Source organism: Empedobacter sp. UBA7494, assembly GCF_002478465.1.
GTDB classification, from domain to species: domain Bacteria; phylum Bacteroidota; class Bacteroidia; order Flavobacteriales; family Weeksellaceae; genus Empedobacter; species Empedobacter falsenii_B.
Genome location: NZ_DLOC01000053.1, coordinates 17,401 through 38,401 on the forward strand (window position 1 = coordinate 17,401; position 21,001 = coordinate 38,401).

Annotated in this window: 19 protein-coding genes and 1 riboswitch; of the genes, 6 read left to right on the forward strand and 13 right to left on the reverse strand. The window is 31.7% G+C overall.

What is annotated here, in order from left to right:
- Positions 1-46 precede the first annotated feature (46 nt).
- Positions 47-150: riboswitch (SAM riboswitch) on the forward strand.
- 53 nt (positions 151-203) lie between these two features.
- Complete coding sequence (locus B4E95_RS05690) at positions 204-2,591, forward strand: TonB-dependent receptor plug domain-containing protein (protein ID WP_221855632.1); 2,388 nt, start codon at positions 204-206, stop codon at positions 2,589-2,591.
- A gap of 69 nt (positions 2,592-2,660) precedes the next feature.
- Positions 2,661-3,947 (forward strand): APC family permease, encoded by a 1,287-nt coding sequence (locus tag B4E95_RS05695; protein WP_219033802.1) that lies wholly within the window; start codon positions 2,661-2,663, stop codon positions 3,945-3,947.
- A gap of 38 nt (positions 3,948-3,985) precedes the next feature.
- Here B4E95_RS05695 and B4E95_RS05700 read toward each other — a convergent pair whose 3' ends face one another.
- From B4E95_RS05700 to B4E95_RS05710, 3 genes are all read right to left on the reverse strand, one after another.
- The gene (locus B4E95_RS05700) at positions 3,986-5,992 is read right to left on the reverse strand and encodes a flavohemoglobin expression-modulating QEGLA motif protein (protein ID WP_286495153.1); all 2,007 of its coding nucleotides are present in this window, start codon (positions 5,990-5,992) and stop codon (positions 3,986-3,988) included.
- Positions 5,989-6,969 (reverse strand): glutathione synthase, encoded by a 981-nt coding sequence (gene gshB / locus B4E95_RS05705; protein WP_286495152.1) that lies wholly within the window; start codon positions 6,967-6,969, stop codon positions 5,989-5,991. The genes B4E95_RS05700 and gshB overlap by 4 nt, the downstream gene beginning before the upstream one ends.
- 188 nt (positions 6,970-7,157) lie before the next feature.
- On the reverse strand, positions 7,158-7,676 hold the full coding sequence (locus B4E95_RS05710) for a TlpA family protein disulfide reductase (RefSeq protein ID WP_286495151.1): 519 nt from the start codon (positions 7,674-7,676) through the stop codon (positions 7,158-7,160).
- Positions 7,677-7,788: 112 nt separating this feature from the next.
- On the opposite strand from B4E95_RS05710, the gene pth reads away from it, so the two are divergent.
- The 3 genes from pth to B4E95_RS05725 are packed head-to-tail and all read left to right on the forward strand — an operon-like array spanning position 7,789 to position 8,988.
- Positions 7,789-8,355: an aminoacyl-tRNA hydrolase gene (gene pth, locus B4E95_RS05715; protein ID WP_038336392.1), complete on the forward strand. Its 567-nt coding sequence runs from the start codon at positions 7,789-7,791 to the stop codon at positions 8,353-8,355.
- A complete protein-coding gene (locus tag B4E95_RS05720; protein ID WP_291053088.1) occupies positions 8,345-8,758 on the forward strand; it encodes a rhodanese-like domain-containing protein in 414 nt (137 codons plus the stop codon). Before pth ends, B4E95_RS05720 begins: the two co-directional genes overlap by 11 nt.
- Positions 8,758-8,988 (forward strand): DUF3820 family protein, encoded by a 231-nt coding sequence (locus B4E95_RS05725; RefSeq protein WP_038336390.1) that lies wholly within the window; start codon positions 8,758-8,760, stop codon positions 8,986-8,988. Before B4E95_RS05720 ends, B4E95_RS05725 begins: the two co-directional genes overlap by 1 nt.
- Here B4E95_RS05725 and B4E95_RS05730 read toward each other — a convergent pair.
- The 6 genes from B4E95_RS05730 to B4E95_RS05755 all read right to left on the reverse strand — a co-directional run bounded on the left by B4E95_RS05730 (position 8,985) and on the right by B4E95_RS05755 (position 12,454).
- Positions 8,985-9,425, reverse strand: a complete 441-nt coding sequence (locus tag B4E95_RS05730) for a GNAT family N-acetyltransferase (RefSeq protein ID WP_291090618.1) — start codon at positions 9,423-9,425, stop codon at positions 8,985-8,987. The genes B4E95_RS05725 and B4E95_RS05730 overlap by 4 nt on opposite strands.
- Positions 9,400-9,915 carry a hypothetical protein gene (locus B4E95_RS05735; protein WP_291053091.1) on the reverse strand — a complete coding sequence of 172 codons (516 nt, stop codon included), beginning with the start codon at positions 9,913-9,915 and terminating at the stop codon, positions 9,400-9,402. Before B4E95_RS05735 ends, B4E95_RS05730 begins: the two co-directional genes overlap by 26 nt.
- 15 nt (positions 9,916-9,930) lie before the next feature.
- Positions 9,931-10,497 carry a nicotinate (nicotinamide) nucleotide adenylyltransferase gene (nadD, locus tag B4E95_RS05740; RefSeq protein WP_291053093.1) on the reverse strand — a complete coding sequence of 189 codons (567 nt, stop codon included), beginning with the start codon at positions 10,495-10,497 and terminating at the stop codon, positions 9,931-9,933.
- A gap of 75 nt (positions 10,498-10,572) precedes the next feature.
- Positions 10,573-11,157: a Maf family nucleotide pyrophosphatase gene (locus B4E95_RS05745; protein ID WP_291053095.1), complete on the reverse strand. Its 585-nt coding sequence runs from the start codon at positions 11,155-11,157 to the stop codon at positions 10,573-10,575.
- 11 nt (positions 11,158-11,168) lie between these two features.
- Positions 11,169-11,693, reverse strand: a complete 525-nt coding sequence (locus B4E95_RS05750; protein WP_286479257.1) for a KdsC family phosphatase — start codon at positions 11,691-11,693, stop codon at positions 11,169-11,171.
- The gene (locus B4E95_RS05755; RefSeq protein WP_291053100.1) at positions 11,690-12,454 is read right to left on the reverse strand and encodes a Rossmann-like and DUF2520 domain-containing protein; all 765 of its coding nucleotides are present in this window, start codon (positions 12,452-12,454) and stop codon (positions 11,690-11,692) included. Before B4E95_RS05755 ends, B4E95_RS05750 begins: the two co-directional genes overlap by 4 nt.
- A gap of 302 nt (positions 12,455-12,756) precedes the next feature.
- On the opposite strand from B4E95_RS05755, the gene B4E95_RS05760 reads away from it, so the two are divergent.
- On the forward strand, positions 12,757-15,159 hold the full coding sequence (locus B4E95_RS05760) for a TonB-dependent receptor domain-containing protein (RefSeq protein WP_291090620.1): 2,403 nt from the start codon (positions 12,757-12,759) through the stop codon (positions 15,157-15,159).
- 92 nt (positions 15,160-15,251) lie between these two features.
- Here the strand turns inward: B4E95_RS05760 and B4E95_RS05765 are convergent, their stop codons facing one another.
- The 4 genes from B4E95_RS05765 to B4E95_RS05780 all read right to left on the reverse strand — a co-directional run bounded on the left by B4E95_RS05765 (position 15,252) and on the right by B4E95_RS05780 (position 20,879).
- Entirely contained in the window at positions 15,252-16,421 is a 1,170-nt protein-coding gene (locus B4E95_RS05765) for a dicarboxylate/amino acid:cation symporter (protein ID WP_291090622.1), read from the reverse strand.
- Between the two features lie 114 nt (positions 16,422-16,535).
- A complete protein-coding gene (locus B4E95_RS05770; protein ID WP_291090624.1) occupies positions 16,536-18,383 on the reverse strand; it encodes a LysM peptidoglycan-binding domain-containing protein in 1,848 nt (615 codons plus the stop codon).
- 42 nt (positions 18,384-18,425) lie between these two features.
- Positions 18,426-20,024 carry a bacillithiol biosynthesis cysteine-adding enzyme BshC gene (bshC, locus tag B4E95_RS05775; RefSeq protein ID WP_291090626.1) on the reverse strand — a complete coding sequence of 533 codons (1,599 nt, stop codon included), beginning with the start codon at positions 20,022-20,024 and terminating at the stop codon, positions 18,426-18,428.
- Entirely contained in the window at positions 20,025-20,879 is an 855-nt protein-coding gene (locus tag B4E95_RS05780; RefSeq protein ID WP_291090628.1) for a glycerophosphodiester phosphodiesterase family protein, read from the reverse strand.
- Positions 20,880-21,001 lie beyond the last annotated feature (122 nt).

Below are 21,001 nucleotides of genomic sequence, written 5' to 3' on the forward strand. Positions count from 1 at the left end.
GATAGAGTATTGTTTGCGTTTTCATTTTTTAACATTACCTTTGCATAACTTATCAAGAAAGGTGGAGGGATTGGCCCTGTGAAACCTTAGCAACCAGATGACTTATAATCTAAGGTGCTAAATCCAACCTATTAGAGGGAAAGATGAGTAAAAGTATTTCACTTTTATCTGTTGGTTTCTTGAAAGTTTTATGATAATTAAAAATGAAAAGAAACAAATTTTTACTTGCTTCATTCGCATTTATTTGCGCATCTACACTTTTTGCTCAAGAAGTTGAAAAGGAGGAAACAAATCTTAACGAAGTTATTTTAATCGGTGGTCGTACATCAGAAAGAACGGTGGTTAATTCGTCAGTTCCTGTCGATATTATCGATGTTGAGAAATTGAAAACGTCTTCTCCTCAATTGAGTGTGAATGATATTTTGAATGTGGTTATTCCTTCTTTTAATTCTGTTCGTCAATCATCTGCCGATGGAACGGAGCATATCGATCCTGTGACATTGCGTGGAATGGGACCAGATCAGGTTTTGGTTTTGATTAATGGAAAACGACGTCACACAACTTCGTTGGTGAATTACCAAAATACAGTTGGAAATGGTTCTGTAGGAACAGATTTAGGCGCAATTCCGATTTCAGCAATTGATAAAATTGAAGTTTTACGTGATGGTGCGGCTGCGCAATATGGTTCTGATGCAATTGCGGGAGTTGTAAATATTGTTTTGAAATCTAAACCAGGTGGTGACGCGTCTTTGACGTATGGTCAGACTTCTCGAAATGATGGAGAAACGTACAATTTTAACGGAAGTTATGGAACGAAACTAGGACAATCGGGTTCGATTGTTTTTTCGGCTGTTGTAAGTGAACGTAAAAAAACAAATCGCTCGAAAGATCATAATTTAGATATTTTTGGAGATAATTTCGCGTACGATTTTGCAGATGATCCAGATGTAGCAAGAGCTGTGGATGACGCTAAAATTGCTGCTTTAGGGCTTTCGAGAAAAGATTTTAGATTTCAAATTGGAGATGCGGCAATCAAGAATCAACAATTTTTTGTAAATGCTGAAACGGCGATTAATGATCGATTAGATTTTTATTCATTTGGAGGAGTTTCGTTGCGCCAAGGTAATGGATTTGGTTTTAGAAGATTGCCAAGTGAATTGTCTGAAGATGCGTTAAAAATTTATCCAAATGGTTTTCAAGCAACGTTAAAATCTAATGTAAATGATTATTCAAATTCTACAGGATTACGTTATTCATATGATGGATGGAAAGTTGACTTGAGCAATACTTTTGGATTAAATTCATTCAAGTATGATTTAGAAAATTCAATTAATCAATCATTAGGCTTAAATTCTCCAACCGATTTTTACGCTGGGAAACATCAATTTTTACAAAATACAGTCAATTTAGATTTTTCGAAACGAATCAATCAAAATGTTAGTTTAGCGTTTGGAGGAGAATATCGTTTTGAACAATATAAAATTGAAGCTGGAGATGAAGCGTCTTATTCAGGTTCTGGATCTGAATCTTTTGTAGGGTTTTCTCCATTGAATGTTGTAAAAGGTGATCGTCACTCAGTTGCGGCTTATGTAGATGGAGAATTGAAATTTGGAGATTTTACGGCTGATTTGGCTGGACGATTCGAAAATTATTCTGATTTTGGAAGTACAATCAACGGAAAATTAGCGATGCGATATGAATACGCAAAAGGGTATTCGGTTCGTGGAGCAATTTCGACAGGATTTAGAGCGCCTTCATTACAACAAAAATATTTTAGTAATTCATATACTGATTTATTCTTGAATGATAATGGTGATCAAGTTTTGGTAACAAAAGGAATTATCCGAAATGAGTCTGAATTGTCGAAAGAAATTGGTTTGGATAAATTGAAAGAAGAAAAATCAATCAATGCAAGTTTAGGTTTAACATTTCGTCCGACTTCAAAATTATTCATCACATTGGATGGATATTTTATAAAAGTTGATGACCGAATTGTCTTAACTTCTGATATCACAGATCCTGCTTTAGAAAAATATAATGTAGCGACAGCGCGTATTTTTACGAATGCAATTGATACAGAAACCAAAGGTTTGGATTTAGTAATTTCCTATGATACACGTTTAGGTCGAGGAAAATTGAATGCAAGTTTATCAGGAAATATCAACGAAACAAAAATTGTCGGTTATCATTTTCCAACAGCTTTAACAATTCCAACGGAAGAATTTTTTGGTCCTGATCAAGTCAATATTATCGAATCATTAAGTCCAAAAACAAAAGCAACTTTAGGATTGAATTATGCAATTTCTGGATTCAATTTTATGGTGCGTAACACGTATTTCGGAAAAGTGACAAAAGATGGATATCCTTGGGGAAGTATCCAAGAACATACGGGAAAAGCGGTGACGGATGCTTCGATTGGTTATGATATTACAAAGAATTTCAACTTTACAATTGGTGCAAATAATTTGTTTGATGTTTTCCCAGACAAGCAAGTTTATGAGAATTCTTATTATGGAATTTTTCCGTATGCGCCAGTTCAAATGGGGATGACAGGAGCGTATTATTTTGCACGTGCAAGTTTTAAATTTTAATCAATAATAAAATATTCAAAGTGTCAATTTTAATGTAAATTCAAACATTCAATTGGCACTTTTTTGTGTATGGCACATTCAAAAATTGGTTGGAAAACCGCAGCAGCTTTAGTGATTTCGAATATGATCGGAACAGGTGTTTTTACCAGTTTGGGTTATCAAATTTCTGATTTAAAAAATACAACTTCTATCTTATTATTGTGGTCAATAGGAGGATTGTTAGCGTTGATTGGCGCATTTATTTATTCGGAATTAGCTTCAAAATTTAAACAATCAGGAGGAGATTATATTTATTTATCTCGGACATTTCATCCCGTTTTTGGTTATTTATCAAGTTGGATTTCTTTATTCGTTGGTTTCTCAGCGCCGATTTCTTTAGCGGCTTTGGCAATGGGAAAATACTTGAATGTTTTCGGGTTTGATTTAGGAAAAGAATTTGCAATAGCCATGATTTTGATTGTTGCCGTTTTTCAATCATTCAGTCTAAATTTGAGTAGTAAATTTCAGAATATTTTTACTATTCTAAAAGTTGTATTTATTGTTGTTTTAATTGTTTTAGGTTTTTATTTTGCTCCAGCAGTTGAGCCAAATGCGGTAGTTTTTGATTCGACTTGGAAAAATGAATTGTTACTTCCTGCATTTGCGACGTCTTTGGTTTATGTTACTTTTGCTTATACAGGTTGGAATTCGGCTTCATACATCGTAGAAGAAATTGAGCAACCAAAACAAAACTTACCAAAAGCACTATTTATAGGCGTTATTTTTGTCACGATTTCTTATGTTTTGCTAAATTATGTTTTCTTGAAACATGCATCAGCAGGAACTTTGGCTGGACAAGAAAATGTTGCAAATATTTCGTTCGGTAATCTGCTTGGAAATAATGTAAAATGGGTGAGTTGCTTTATTGCTTTACAATTAATTGCGACGATTAGCGGTTATTTGTGGATTGGTTCTCGTTTGACGCAAGCCACAGCGCGCGAAAATAAATTGTGGAATTTTATGGCGAAAGAGAACAAAAATAGAATTCCAGTTCGTGCAATTTGGGTGCATACAGCAATTAGTATTTTGCTAATTTTTTCAGGAGATTTTGAAGTGATTTTTACCTATACATCGTTTGTTTTACAAATATTAGCAACATTAGCAGTTTGTACAGCTTTCTTTATCAAACAAGATCAATTAACTATTATCAAAAGTAAATTCTTTTATATCTTGCCTGCTATATTTTTAGCATTTAGTTTATATATCTGTTATTTCGTTTTGATGCAAAAACCAAAAGAAAGTTTATTTGGTTTAGGTATTATTGCATTAGGAATTGTATTATTCTATTTTGATAAAAGAATTGAGAAAGAGAATTAATCACAAAACCCACTCAAATTTGAGTGGGTTTTTATTTTTTAATCTTTTATTCCGTTAAAAATATATTGTAAAATAGGGTTGATTTCTGGATTTTCAAGATGTTTTTTGAAAATTTTGGTATGATATTTTGGTTTATTAATCATTTTACGTTCAACTAATTCGTCAATTGTATCAATGTATTCAACTGAAGTTTTTCCAATCAATAAATTATCCAAAGAACGTCCTTGATCGACATAATTCAAAATTGTTTTCAAACCTTTCAAGTAAAGTGCATCTTTTGTAAAACCACCACCACGATAAACGCGAGTTGTCAGATAAAATGCATCTTCTGGTTGCATTTTGTATTCTTCCATCAAGGTCATAAATGTTTCGTTGAATGATTTTCCATTTGTCAACATATGAACTGCCATAACGCGTAAACCAAGTTCTCTTAGTCGGCTATGATTAATAGAATCAGAATAATATTCACTTAAAATCGCTAAACCTTCTTGCGTTAATGTATTTACAGGTAAACCAATACTAAAGATTTTTAATGGTTGATCCAACGCATTCATGGTTGTCACCATGTGAACTCCAATTTCGTGCTCAATTAAACCATTTGTAAAACGTTTGTCAAACTTAACGCCACGTTTAATCACAACTTTTCTCTTGCTATTGATTACAAGTGCTTTTGATGCGATATCATCCGAAACTTCGATGTCAAATTTGAAACCATAATCATTCGTAGCATTTCTAAAAAGATTAACCACTTCTTCCTCTGTATAATTTCCTTGTTTATCCATTCTAAATTCAGGACAATAAAGGATAAAGTTCGCGTTTTCGATATCTTTTTTGGATGGTTCGCCAAAGTAACGCAACGAATTGTATAAAAATTTATCCGTACCAAGATTGGCTAATAAATCGACCTTATCAAAATAAGCGTTAATCGTGTTAACATACATATTTTGAATACTAATATCATTGATTTTTTCGACTTTAATATTCGATAATTTTCGTTTAAATTCGAATGGATCAATGTTAAGCGGATTGTATTTAAATTGTGGTTCGTATGTATATTTTGAAGCTAAAAATTTCTTCTTTTCAAATTCTAAATTGATCGGATTGATAACACTTAACAATTCAAAATTCTGAACCAATTGGCACAATTGTTTATCAATTTTAACCAAGTCAGATTCTAATTCATTGTGCAAAATATTTACTTGCTTAGAACCTACTTTGTACGTTGTTTCCGTTTTTACAAACTCATAAGCGTGGTTAAGAATCGCTGATTTAAAACCTTCTTTAATTTGGTTAATAATTTCTGGAAAAGATTCTCCTGTTAATTCATCACAATAAATTTTTGAAACTTCTGTCGCTAAAACCAACGTATTTTTGAATCGATTTGTAACAAATTCTAACAAATAACCGCGTCCATAAAATACATCGTTAATCGCTGAATAATTGTGAATATTTTCTAACTCAATATTCGCCAATTCATCGCGCCAACTTTCTACATAGTTTCCGTAACGTTCGTTGTCAATTCGCTCCGCACCAATGTTGAAGACAGGAACCGGACGATCCCAACGTTTCCAATTGTACGAATGAATATCATAAACCAAACATGACTTAAATTTAGTTTCAAGCTTGTTGATTAAAGCTTCTAAAACTTCATAAAAGGCGTGATGTTTTGCAATACTTTTTTGTTTTTGAGAAACCGACAAAGGTTCTTTCCAAACCTGTTTTCCCCAAGCTTCTTCGTACACAGCAGTTTCTGGACCACGGTTCAAATCGTATTCAAATCGAGAATCGCAACCTTGAATTAAGATTGGAAAAGTCTCAACAAACTCAGCAGTATGTGGATCTTCTTCATACCAACGCTCATAATTACTCAATAAACATTTTTCGCGAATATCGTCACGCATTTGTCCACCATCGTGAATAGCTGCACAAACGTAAGGAATGTATTCGTCAATTTTTATTTTGAATGATTCGTCTTCTGCATAAGCTTCAAATACAATTTCGTTCTCAATATTATCTAAAATTTGCTGTATACTTATGGATTTCATGCTTTAAATTCTTTATATTTCTCCAATAACATCGATACGATTTGTTTCTGAATTTCGTTGTTATTGTTTACATTATTGTGAGGAACAATTCCTCCAGGACTTACGACATTTAGCTCAACCATTTTTCCGTTAATCAAATCAATTCCGCAAAAATAAATTCCATCTTCATTTAATTGTTTTCCTATTTTACGGCATAAATCTAACTCATGTTCACTCATTTCGTGTCTAATCGCAGAACCACCAGCCGAAATATTAGAACGGTGGTCACCTTCTGCAGGAACACGCATAATTGCACCAATCGGTTCACCATTAATCACAATAGCGCGAACATCACCTTTTTCTGCACCTTCTATATAATTTTGACAAATAATAGGCTGAGAATATCCGGTATGATTGATATAAAAATCGCAAATCGAGCTTAAGTTACCAATATTTTTTCGTTCGAAAAGTATAACACCTTTACCACCCATTCCGTCTAAAGGTTTGATGATAAATTTCTCGAAATTATTTTCTTCTACAAACGATTTTATCAAATCAATATCTTTTGTAATAAGTGTTTGAGGAACAATTGTTTCTTGACCATCATCAAAAGATGCGGCGTATATTTTATTATTTGCTTTACGTAATCCCGAAATTTTATTGACGAAGAAAACTTTATCTTCGATTAATTCTAACATATTCAACAAAAGCGGATCAATTGGTGGGTCGGCTCTCATAAAAATTATATCAAATTCGGTCAAATCTTTTATACTACTTTCAAATTTCATGGTGTGATAAAACTCAACACAATCATTTGTTTCTGTAGTTATCATCTTTTTGCAGTTTCCTACAACTTTGCCTTTGGCAATAGAGATATCTTTTTTTGTTAAATAGGATACTTCAAATCCACGATCTACGCATTCTTTAATAATTCGCATAGTGGTGTCTTTTCCTGGTTCAACCTTGTCCCAAGGATACATTACGAAGCATATTTTCATATAAATAAAAAGGGTATTAAAATCAATGCAATAATAACTAAAAGTTTGATACAAAAAATGATCTATAAAAAATTATAGAATATTTATTTTTATTCTATGAAAGATATTGATTTCTAATGATTAATAAAAGAAAATGGTGATTGATTTTTTAATTTCAATCACCATTTGGTTGGTAAACTATAAACTATTTATTTCTTATTTCTTAAACGATCAATTGTTTCTTGAACTTTAGGATCATCAGCTTTTACGCTGTAATAATCTGCAATTTTTCCATTTTGATCAAGAACCAAATATCTTGGTATCCAATTTAAATCAATCCCTGTGCCAAAATTGCCTTTCCAGTTGTTTCCTAAGTAAAAGTGTTGACCTTCAATCTGATATTTTTTAATACCATTTTTCCAAGCTTCCTCATTCTTGTCCATTGAAAGGTAAACAAAGGTTACGTCAGGATTTTTTTCGTGCAAAGATTTCAAAGCTGGCATGTTTTTGATACAATCTCCACACCAAGTTGCCCATAAATCCAACAAGACAATTTTTCCTTTATAGTTCGAAAAAACTTTTTCGATGGTCGCCGAATTTCCTTCTAAATCAACTACGCTATCTTGCAAAGCTGTTGCAGGAAATTCAGTTTTCATTACTGACGGAATGTTTTGCGAAAATGCATTAATTCCAACAAATAATATTAAAACGCTAATTATTTTTCTCATGATAATTTTTTATCGATTTCATGTATTTACAAAATCTATACCAATTCAGTAGACTTTAAAGCAAAGGTAAATATTTATTTCTAATCATTGCAAAAAGATGTAATTTTGTTTCATGCAAAAATATCTGATTATTGGGCTTGGTAATATTGGTGCTCAATACGAAAATACTCGTCATAATATTGGTTTCAAGGTTGTTGAAGAAGTTGCTAAAAAAGTTGATGCTAAATTTTCACCATCAAATTTTGGTGAAGTAGCACAGTTTAAATATAAAGCGCGTCCAGTTACGTTGTTAAAACCAAATACATACATGAATTTGAGTGGAGATGCGGTTCGTTTTTGGATGAAAAAAGAAAATATTTCGTTAGAAAATATTTTTGTCATTACAGATGATTTGAACTTGCCTTTCGGAACAATTCGTATGCGTGGAAAAGGTAGCGATGGTGGACACAATGGTTTGAAGGATATTCAAAATAAAGTTGGCGGACAAAATTATGCGCGATTACGCTTTGGTGTAGGAAATGAGTTTTCGGAAGGTAAACAAGTGGATTATGTGTTAGGCGATTGGTCGGCAGAAGAAAATGAAAAAATGAATGAACGATTGAATTTGGCTGCTGATGCAGTTTTGTCGTTTATTTTTCAAGGATTAGGTAATACAATGAATCAATATAATGGTAAATAAAATTTTAGGAGTTGCAATGATTGCAGGAACACTTTTTTTAGGTTCTTGTGCAAGCAATTCGTCAAGTTTAGAAGGAAAAGAAGCGAAAATAGAAGAAATAACTTCGACATTAGATAATGTAAATGAAATTAATTTCAAGAGTAAAAAGAATGTTTTGTTAGACGTTCGTACACCTAAAGAGTTTGCTGAAGGTCATGTTCCTGGAGCGGTAAATATAGACGTGAAAAATCCAAATTTCGAAGAAGAAATTCAGAAATTAGATACAAAAAAGAATTATTTCATTTATTGCAAATCTGGTGTTAGAGCAAAATTAGCAACAGAAAAAATGCAAGAAAAAGGTTTCAAAAATGCCAAGAATTTCAAAGATGGAATGTCAACGTACAAAGGAACTGTAACAAAATAATGGAAGGATTTCGTCCCGAAATATTAAAAGAAATTGTCACAACTAAAATGCCTTTCGGTAAATACGAAGGGCGATTGTTGTGCGATTTACCTGTTTCTTATTTGGAATGGTTTGTTGGTAAAGGTGGTTTTCCGAAAGGGAAATTAGGAATTCTTTTATCCACTGTTTATGAAATAAAATTAAATGGTTTAGAAGATATTATCTACGAATTGAAACGTCAATTTGGTTAAACTTCCCATTCATAAAAATTTGCATCATCACGCAATTGAAATCCAGCACTTGGATATAATGAATTTCCAATATCATTCGTAACACTTGTTTCTAACAACATTGCACAAGCATCTGTTTTGCGACACAGATTTTTTGCTTCTTCTATCAATTCTCTTGAAAAACCTTGTCCGCGAAATTCTGGTGAAACAAATAAATCATTCAAAATCCAGAAACGTTTCATTCGAGTAGATGAAAATGAAGGAAATAATTGTACGAAACCAACTGCTTTTTCGTCTTTGTTATAAGCTAAAAAGATAACCGATTCGTCATTTACAATTCTGGCTTCTAGAAATTTTTCCGCTGCTTTTACATCAGATTCCTTATCATAAAATTGACGATACCCATCAAATAAATGAACTAATTCTTCTAAATTATTTATAGTAGCTTGTTTTGTCATGATTTTTTAATTTTCGATAAATTATTATTACATATAAGATTAGAAATGCTAAAAAAGCTATAATGATAAAATAATTTCTTTTATTATGAATAGATTTTGAAATTAAAATTTGATTGCCTTTTTCTAACTGAATGATAGAAATTGTATTTTGATTTTTATCAATTCCTTCATTATAAATTTTTACAAAGTCACCAATTTTTAATTCATGTATTATTGATTGATAATTATTTGAAAATCTGTCAAAATAAGAATATTTATTGTTATCATTTTTAATTTTCACATAGAATACATCAGTTTTTGTTGTAATGCTTCTATGAGAAGTTCCTTTACTAATTCTTTCTGTTATTCCTATTTCAGAAATTATACCTTGATTTAATTTAAAATCATTTTCAGATTTGGTAATGTCTTTTATTAAACCGAAAATAATGAATACAAATACAATTGGTAAAAAAACAATACCGAACCATTTTATTAAATTAGAAATTCTCACATTTTCAAATTAAATTCATCCATACAAATTACTTCCATCAAGATATTCCCAAACTTTTGGAGGTAACATTGGTTTGATATTTTTTCCATCTTTGATTGCATTTCGGATAAATGTAGAAGAAATTTCCATCAAAGGCGCTTCCACCATTTCGACATTATCCAAATTTTCTTCTTGCGAATAACCAGGACGCGGATAAACAAACAATTGATAATCGCGCATTAAAATCTCGGTATTTTTCCATTTTGAAATTCCATCCAAATTATCAGAACCCATAATCAGTGCAAAGTTATGCTCAGGAAATTTTTCGTTTAGATGAATTAATGTATCAATTGTGTACGAAGGTTTCGGTAACGTAAATTCGATGTTCGACGCACGAAGATTAGGATAATCTTTAATGGCTAGTTCCACCATTTCTAATCGATCATATTCATTTGCTAAAGAACTTTTTTTCTTCAATGGATTTTGAGGCGAAACCACAAACCAAACCTGATCCAAATCGGTGAATTGTTGAAAATGATTGGCAATAATTAAATGTCCGACATGAATAGGATTGAATGATCCAAAATATAAACCGACCTTCATAAAATTGATTTTTTAGAAAAACAAAAATACGATAATTGTAGAATAAAAAAATCCAGCCGAAGCTGGATGATATGTTTAGAATTTTACTAATTCTTTATATAGCTTGTGTGTAGGAAGTCCCATTACATTGAAATAACTTCCATTCATATTGTCCACACCAATATAACCAATCCATTCCTGTACACCGTAAGCACCCGCTTTATCAAAAGGTTTGTAATTATCAATGTAGAAATAAATTTCTTCATCTGTCAAATCAGCAAAAGTTACTTGTGTTTCGTCCGAAAAAGTAACTTCTTTCTCTACAGAACGAATCGTAACCGATGTATAAACAGAATGTGTTTTTCCGCTTAATTTTTTAATCATCTCGTAAGCTTCTTCTCTATTCGAAGCTTTTTCTAACGATTCATCTTCTACCCAAACAGTTGTATCCGATGTTATAATCAAATCATTTGGTTGAATATTCGTATAAGCTTTGGCTTTTTTAGCGGAAAGATATTCGGTGATTTGTTCTTTCTTGAATTCGTTGCGATCAAATGTTTCGTCAATATCCAGTGAAATTGTCGAAAATTGTAATCCCAATCCAGCTAAAAGTTCTTTTCTTCTTGGCGATTGTGATGCCAAAATGATATTGGTATCTTTTAATTTTTCTGTTAATAACATTTCAAATTCTTTTATACAGAAGCAACTTCTTCTGCATTATACCATTTGTTTTGAACTTTCAAGATTTGTTCTAATAAATCGCGAACACAACCTTTTCCACCGTTTTCTGGTGAAATATATTCCGAAGCTTTGCGCACATCCATACACGCATCGTTAGGACAAGCTGATAATCCAACTAAATTCATCACGGCCAAATCTGGATAATCATCGCCCATATAAGCGATTTCATCAGGATCTAATCCATAAGAAAAAAGTAAATCTTCAAAAGCTTCTACTTTATCACGTTTGTTCACGTAAATATCTGTTAAGCCTAAATATTTTAAACGATTCACAACAGCTTCATCTCTTCCGCCTGTAATCACCGCAATTCGTATTCCTTGTTTGATGGCTAATTGCATTGCATAACCATCGCGCGTATTCATTGTTCTCACCATTTCGCCAGTTGGTAATAAAATTAAATTTCCATCTGTCAAAACTCCATCTACATCTAAAATAACGGTTTTAATGTTATTTAGTTTTTCTTTATAACTTATCATTTTTCGTAAACTCGTTTGATTGAATCTGTCAATATTTGGTAAATCTGTAATAATCTCGAATCATCTTGTAAGGCCTCTAAATGACGATCAATAATCACTTGATCTCCACGTTTTGCTGGACCAGTTTGCGCATCTTTTGGACTCATTTCGATTACTTTATTTGCTGTTTCCTGAATAAGAGGCAACAAAACATCGAACGGAACATTGTTTTGCTCACAAATATTTCCTGCGATATAATATAAATGATTGACAAAATTATTTGCCCAAACACCTGTCATATGCACTTGCATTCTACTTGCAAAATTAAGTTCGTGAACTTCGTTTGAAATTCGATTTCCTAAATCATTCAACGTCTTTAAATCCTCAGGATTTTCGGCTTCGATAAAAAACGGAATATTATCATAACGCATTGTTCTTTCTTTCGAAAAAGTTTGCAACGGATAAAAAACGCCTTTTCGGTAATCGCCTTTCAGAACAAACATTGGAGACGAACCAGAAGTATGTACAACCAAAACATCATCATACGGAATATAATGAGAAAACTCTTCGATTCCAGAATCTGCACTCGCAATAATATAAATGTCTGCTTTTTCTATTTCAGAAATTTTATCGGTATACGAAATTCTATTTGCTTCTCCGATTTCTCTAGCGTGTTCTAATGTTCTATTGAAAATTTGTCGAACATTGCAAGTGTTTTCGATTAATGCACGAGTTAAGTGAAACGCAACATTTCCCGCACCTAATATGACAATTGAACTCAATGTTTTAGCAATTTTTTGATTAATATTAATTGAATGATAAATGTAAGTTTTTCAGTCGAGGAAAAAAATTTTAAAAAAAATTAAAAATTCTTGTAACATTATTGAAGTTGTTGCGTCTTATTAGTAAAATCATCCAACGATTAGGTTTACGTATTATGCAAAACATAGTACTTGAAAAATTAAAAAAAAGTTTAAATATTTTGTAACAAAACATTTTTTTAAACGTCTAATTAGGAAAAAGTACGGACAACTCTTATTATGTATTATGTAAAACATAGTACTATTGAAAAAAAATATTAACTATGAGATTAAACAAATTTACTTTAGCTATTCTTTTCTCCGTTTGCTCTATTTACGGATTCTCGCAGGAACAACATCCTGTGAAAGGAAAGATTGAAAATGCAAAAAATGAAGCGGTTGGTATGGCTGCTATTCAGATTTATAAAGCAGATTCAAAAGAATTATTCGATGAAGTGTATGCGAATGCAGACGGAACATTCGAGATTCCAGATTTAGAAGACGGAAGTTATCGTTTGGTGATTACAGAATTTGGTTATCAACAATCTGTAACAACTGCAGAAGTAAAAGGAGGTGAGTTAAATTTAGGTAACATCATTTTACAAGCAGAAAAAGCCGAAACAGTTGAACTGAAAGGAGCATTTGTTCGTGCGCAAACTTCACAATATCGTAATGAAATAGATAAACGTGTTGTAGAAGTGGGGAACGATTTAGTTTCTGCTGGTACAGACGCTGCATCGGTTCTGAATAATATTCCTTCAGTTAATGTTGACCAACAATCAGGTGCTTTATCGTTGAGAGGAAATGAAAATGTAAAAGTTTATGTAGATGGTAAGCCGTCGTCTCAATCTGCAGCTCAATTACTGAAACAAATTCCTTCTAATCAAATTCAACGAATTGAAATTATCACAAATCCGTCTGCTAAATATGAAGCTGATGGAAAATCTGGAATCATTAATATCGTATTGGTAAAAGGACAGAAAAAAGGGTATAATGTTGGTTTGATTGCTGGTTATGAACAAGGAAATAAAAGCCGTTTTAATACATCATTGAATACAAATGTGAATGTAGGAAAGTTCAATTTATTTGGAAATATTAATTACGCTGATCGTCCATCAAAACAAAATGGTATTGGACGTAATTATGATGATCAAATTGATCAGTTGTTTGATATTCAGAATAATAAAAATAGAAATTTATCTTATAAAGCAGGTTTTGACTGGTTTATTAATGATCAAAATGCATTGACAGTTTATACAAATCAATGGAATGGAGATCATAATGCGTTAATTAATACAAATATTTTACAAGGTGTAAAAAATGAATTGAATAGAAATGATATTTGGTCAGATTCAAAAAGTTCGGATTATAGTTTAAACTTCAAACATGATTTCAAAAAAGAAGATCATAATATTATTTTGGATGCATTTTATTCGACAAGTAAAGAAGATGATGATAGAGATTACACCAACACATACCCAAAAAGTAAGTTCTATCAAGAATATCGAAATGATAAAACAACGAATACTCGAATCAATTTAGATTATACGAATCAAATAAAAGATGCTGGAAAATTAGAAGCAGGTTTACAATTCAGAAGAGAAACGAATGATAATATTTTAAGATCTACAGATGTAATTACTGAAAATGCTGTAAACTTTAATCCAAATGTTGATTTTGAATTTGAGCGTAAATTCTTCTCGGGTTACGCGAATTATAAACAAAAATTTAACAAATTCGGAGCTCAAATAGGATTGAGATTAGAACGTGTAGAGGATGATGGAAATTGGTTATTTGCGCCTAACAACTCTGGAACTTTGAAAAAAGATTATACAGATTTATTTCCATCTGCTTTCTTAACATATGATTTGACAGAAAAGGATCAATTATCATTTAACTATAGTAGAAGAATTGATCGTCCAGGAATGTATCAGTTAACACCTGTACCTCAGTTTACGACAGCTTTAATGTCAAGTAAAGGTAATCCAGAACTTAATCCAGAATATACAAACTCAATTGAATTAGGGTATTTGAAACAATTGAAAAAAGGATCAATTTCAGGAAATTTATTTTACCGTCATGTAACTGATAATATTATTCAGACTTTCAAAAAAGATCCAGAAGTAGAATCAGCTTTTATACAATATAATATGAACTATGATAAAGTGAATAGTTATGGAGTTGAAGCAAGCTGGAACTATAAATTAACTAAATGGATGAGTACTTATCTTGCCGGAGATTTTACTTCATCAGAAATGCAAAGTGTTATAGAGGATGAAAATAATAATCCTGTTGTTAAGAAAATTACAGCGAATACATTGTCATTGAGAATGAATAATACTTATACATTAACAAAACAATTAAGTTTACAACAATTTGGATTCTTTAGAGGTAAAACTAAATTTTTACAAGGAGAAATGTTAGATATGTGGCGTATGGACTTAGGAATAAAATATAGTTTTATGCAAGGAAAAGCATCATTTTCAGCTCGTGTAAATGATATTTTCAATACAATGAAAGCACGTGTTAATATGGATAATCCATACGAAGGTTTTGCAAAATTCAAATGGGAATCAAGAACATTTTATTTAGGATTTAATTACAACTTCGGTGGTAAGGTAAAATCAAGAACTGAAGCTCAACAGAATAAAACTGAGCAAAATGGTGGTGGAATTGGATTACAATAAATTAAAAACATTCTTCATTTAAATATTCTTAAAACGAAAAAGAGTTCCAATATTTTTTGGAACTCTTTTTTTTTGAATTAATATTTTATTTTTTATTGAACTTCTTTCTTGAATAATTTATTCAACGTTACAGCAATCGCACCGTCTCCAGTTACATTTCCTGCTGTTCCAAAACTATCCATTGCGATATAAAGTGCAATCATCAAAGCTTGATTTTCTGCATTAAATCCTAACATAGAAGCAATAATACCAATTGCTGCCATAATCGCTCCACCAGGAACTCCAGGAGCTGCAACCATTGCAATTCCAAGCATCATGATAAATCCTAAAAATTGAACAAAATCAATTTCCATTCCTTGGATTAACATCAATGCTATACAACAACAAACGATTTTTAACATCGAACCAGATAAATGAATTGTCGCACACAACGGCACTGCGAAATTGGCAATTTCGTCGCGAACTCCAATTTTCTTTACTTGCGCAATTGTTACAGGAATTGTAGCCGCAGAAGATTGTGTTCCTAAGGCTGTGAAATACGCTGGTAACATCAATTTCAACATAGTGAAAGGATTCTTTTTTGCGATAATTCCGGCAATTGTAAATTGAAGCACTAACAAGAAAACATGTAGCACGAAAATTACACCAATTATTTTAAGGAATACGTTCATAATTGTTACAACTTGCCCTGAATATGACATGTTCAAGAAGATTCCGAAAATGAATATTGGTAATAATGGAATGATTAAATTTTGAATTAAATACGTAATAATTGATTCGAAATCATCTGCAAATTTCCCAGAAGTTGAATCTTTTAATCGTGATAATCCGATTCCGAAAAGAAATGAAAAAACTAAACCTGGCATTACACCAAATAATGGAGGAAATTCTATCGAAAAGTACGGTGCAAATTCTTTTGCTTTTTCGGCTAAATTAATTTGACCAGTTTGATGTTCTAATAAATTTGGAAATACAGACATACTTACAGAATAGCCTAATAATCCTGAAAAAATGGTTGATCCGTAAGCGATTAAAACAGTTGCTAATAATAATTTTCCGGCTGTTTGTCCTAATCTTCCAATCGATGGAACGATTAATCCAACAATAATCAATGGAATTAAAAAGTTAAGTAATTCGCTAAAAAAATCATTGAAAGTCATAAAAATACGACCAACAGCTTCTGGGATAATTCCACCGAGTACAATTCCGAGTACAATGGCTAGAATAACTTTTACGAGTAAATTGTCTTTAAGTTTGTGCATAGTCAAATTTAGAAAAAATCCGTTCAATTCAAGTTTTTAATTCTAAATGTTGATAAAAAGAAAAAAGCGATACTAAAATTTAGCATCGCTTTTTGGTATATTATTTTGATAAAATTATTTTTTAGGTAAACGTACAATTCGGCTTGCATCGTTTGTATAAGCCTTGCTTCCGCTTATTTTTTTGTATGAAAACTTTGACGCCAAACGTGTGTTTTCTGTTGTAATATTGTTGGTAACATCACCTTTATTATTCATTCTGTCCACAATATCGTACGTTACATCGTAGCCTAATTGCTCGTAACGCGTCGGAAATTCACAATAAACTTCCTTGAAATCTTTGATTACACTTTGTACTTCCGTATCTCTTGTATTGATTAATCGCGCAGTACTAAACACAAAACCAAATTCGCGGAATGCATCGATATTTTTTGCATTATCTGCGTTATAAACATCATAAACCGAAACCGATTTTATCCCGAAAGCTTTGATATTATCTTTGTTAAATGTTTTTAATTTCTCTAAATATTGTTTTCCCAAATTATCATCATCACCAACTAAAACCGTAATAATTGGTGTGTAATAATCTTCGCCATTTACTTTGTCGTGTGGTTGAACAATTTTTGCTGCACTATCTACAATGACAACATTTGCTTTCAACTGTTTTTCTAATTGCTTTTTCGTGTAATTTGCTAACTCTTGATCGTCACGATTTGTCAACAAATAAACTTGTTCTCCAGCAAAGTTTTTTCCAATTTCTTCGATAATTTGATCTGCAATTACTTCATCTTTTGGATTAGAAATCAATAAATCATTGAAAGAATTTAACGAATCATCATTTGCATAAGGCGAAATCACGGCGATACCAGAATTGCTAAAGAAATTCGCAACTTCCGTAACATCAGACGTGTTCAATGGACCAATAACAGCATCTGTTTTACTGAAATCTGTTGTTGATAGAATATCTTGTAAGTTTCCGCTTTTCGTATCGATCACTTTTACATTTACATTTTTACCTTTTTTAGCCAAACGAGTCAACGCTAATTTAGCTCCAGTAAAAAATTGCATCGCTTGCGAATTTTTCAATTGCGGATTATTTGCAACATCAAAAGGTAGCATAATCGCAACATTAATTTCGTTGTCGTTCGCACGTTTCAGCTTTCCTGCAGTTCCGTATTTGATGATTTTAGCATTTTTTTGCAATGGAATTTTAAGTGTCATTCCAGCTTTCAATCCGTCAATTAATTCTGGATTTAAGCGTAACAATTCATCTAAATTCGTATTGTATTTTTCTAAAATTCCGTAAGCCGAATCTCCTTTTTGTACAACATAATTGATGGTATTTTCTTCGATCACAACAGAGCCAGATTTTTTAGGAATCGTAATCACCATTCCTTCTTTTACACCTGTTTGTAAAGCTGTATTTTCTGCATATAAGTCGTCAACACTTACATTATATTGTTTTGCTAATGTGTATAAAGTTTCTCCTTTTTTGATTAAATGTGTTCCTTTTGGAACAGAGAAAACTTTGTTTGTCACATCTTTCGGAAGTTTGATTACATCACCAATTTCTAAACCTCTTTCTTTGATTTGAGGATTTAATGAGTTCAATGTTTCTTCCGAAATTTTATATTTTTTTGTCAAATTGTAAACCGTTTCTTTCGGCTCAATTGTAATATATTGATAATTATCGTCCGAAGTATTTACGTTTGACGTAGTCGTTGTAGTATTGGTTTCAGTTGGTTTGGTTGTCGTAGTTCCTTTACCTGGAATCACAATCAAATCACCTGGATGAATCCCATTTTTTTCAATTTTGGGATTGGCTTTATACAATTCTTCTTGCGAAACACCATATTGTTTCGAAATTCCGTAAACGGTTTCTTTTGCTTGAACTGTATGCGTTTTTTGTTGAGCATAAAGTGCTGATGCACCAACAAATAACAATAAAGCTAATATTTTTTTCATTTAGATGAATTTTCGTGGTCAAATATACAAATTATGTTTTGTTTAGAGTTCCTCTTTCAATGTATTTATGATGAACTCAAAATCAAAAGGTCGAAGACTATCTTCAATAAAATCAATGAAATACTGAGTGTTAATGTAATCAAAATCAGCAAAATTTTTCACACGTTCTTGCAAACCATTTTGTTGAGAAAGATCATTCAATAATTGCTCGATTCTCTTCAATAAATCCTCATTTTTTTTCACCTCAGCATGCACCAAACGTTGTTTTATTTTCTCAAAACCTTTCAATTGTTTTGTACGCTGCGCTTGTATCATATCCGCAAAAGAAGATTCTGTTAACGAACTCAAATGTTCCAAACGATCAAAAATGCTTTTTAATTCTTCTTCCAGTTCAGGAAGTTTTGGAGCAATTTCTGACGAATTTATCGAACGTTTTTTTGTGATTGCTAAACTATTCGAAAATAAATCTTCGTTTGATAAATCTAATTTTTGTTGTTTTTCGTATTGTTTTTCAGTTCGGATTAACAATGAATTTCTCAAAACTAAAAGTGGAAAATCAACTTCAAATTGATTGAACATTTCTTTCAATTGTAACCAGTAAGCTATTTCGCCTCCGCCGCCAACATAGGCAACATTTGGTAAAATTGTTTCTTGGTACAAAGGTCTCAAAATCACATTTGGACTAAATTTATCCGGATTTTGACGTAAATCGGCAACAATTTCTTCTTTCGAAAATTTGATTGAAGTGTTATTGACAAAATACGTTCCATTTTGTTCAACAATACGTTCGCGCGAATTATTTTGATTGATGTAAAACAAATTTATCTCACGAGGATTCACTTGAATAGAATAACCCAATTGTTCTAATTTCTCATTTTGAGGAATTACTTTTTTGAATGATGTTGACTCAATTAATTCTTCCTCAAAAGTCGGAATCATTAGTTTTTTTAATTCTTTATCATCTCCATCAATCATCAACAATCCAAGATCTTTGAATAATAAATGAACCAATTTTCGTGTTGCATCCGTCAAATTATCATTCGATAAATAAGAGGCTTCAATTAGATTTTGTAATTCAGTTTTCTTTTTTCCATTTGGAATTAATGACAAAAATGAATCAAAAACTTTTTGTAAACCATCTGTTGATAAACGTCCAACTGGTCCGCCAAACTCTTTTTCCCAATGAATAATTCGATCTCCAAATTTGAAATGATTAATTTCTTCGAAATCGTGATCTTCTGTCGCCATCCAAAACATCGGAACAAAATTGATTTCACTTTGTTCATTATTTAATTCCTCGCATGCTTTGATGACTTGCAAAATTTTATAAAAAAAGAAGATTGGGCCTGTAAATAAATTTAACTGGTGTCCAGTCGTAATTGTTACCGTATTCTTTTCTCTTAATTTTTGTAGATTATTTTGTTGCTTTTCCGATAAATCTAAATGACTTAATTGTTTCGAAATTTGGTCAACAAGAATTGCTCTATTTTTATAATGTTCAAGCTTATTTTTTGCTTGTTTTATATAGTTTTCTTTGGTTGGAAATAGGTTGTAGAAGTCTTTCAAATTCTCGTCTTGATTGATATAATTTAACATCAATTTCGAGAAATAATTTGAATCCTTAAGTGATATTGTTTCCATTTAATTTTTATTAATCGTTTGATGTACATCCATTGCTCTGTCCGTTGCAAAAATGTCGACACCATCTTTTTCTAAATCGCGGTAAAGTTGTCCATTTCTCGCCGAAGCACTTTTGTCTAAGTTTCCTAATGTTCCAAAAATGACCAAAATATCCTTGTCATGAATTTTATTTAAAAATGATTTATCATTGCGTCGAGTTCCCGTAAATGCAACCATTTTGTCAGTCGGAATTCCACTGTTCATCATTTCATTAAATTCTCGTTCGTTTCGCATCGAAACAGACAATAACATATCAGGCGCAAGTTGATGTAACTTTTTCGCTTGACCAACTGTATACGTCACCAAAACAACCTGTTTTTGCATATTTGCTTGTTCTATTGTCTTTACAATATCACGATAATCAACACCTTTTTTGATGTCAACCATAAAATAAATTGGTTTACTTTTTCCCCAATTTAACGCTTCTGCAAAAGTCGGAATTTTGTATGACGTTTGTTGTCCAAAATCATCTACCAAAAAGTATTCCTTAATGGTTTTTAAGTCAACTTGATTGACATCTTGTCGCCCTGTGCTTGTTCGTTGCAACGAATTATCGTGCATTAAAATAAGTTGATTATCCTTTGTTTCGACAACATCAATCTCAAAAATTTGAATTCCTTTTTGATAAAGATGTTCAAAAGTTTCGACACAATTTTCAGGAAAACCATGTATTCCACTTCCGCCACGATGTGCGCTGACAAAGTTTTTATTTTTGGTCGAATATTTGAAGGATATTTCTTCGGATGAAGTATTTTGATGTATTTCGGATTGATTTTTCTTCGGATTACAACTAAAAATAGTTAGTAAACTGAACATTAAAATTCCGAGATAATATCGTTTAAAATAGTTGAAATTCATATTTTTAAATAAAAAATTAAATTAATTCATTCTAAAATTGCGAATGAAGCTGTAAATTTAAACTGAAAATAATCAACAAA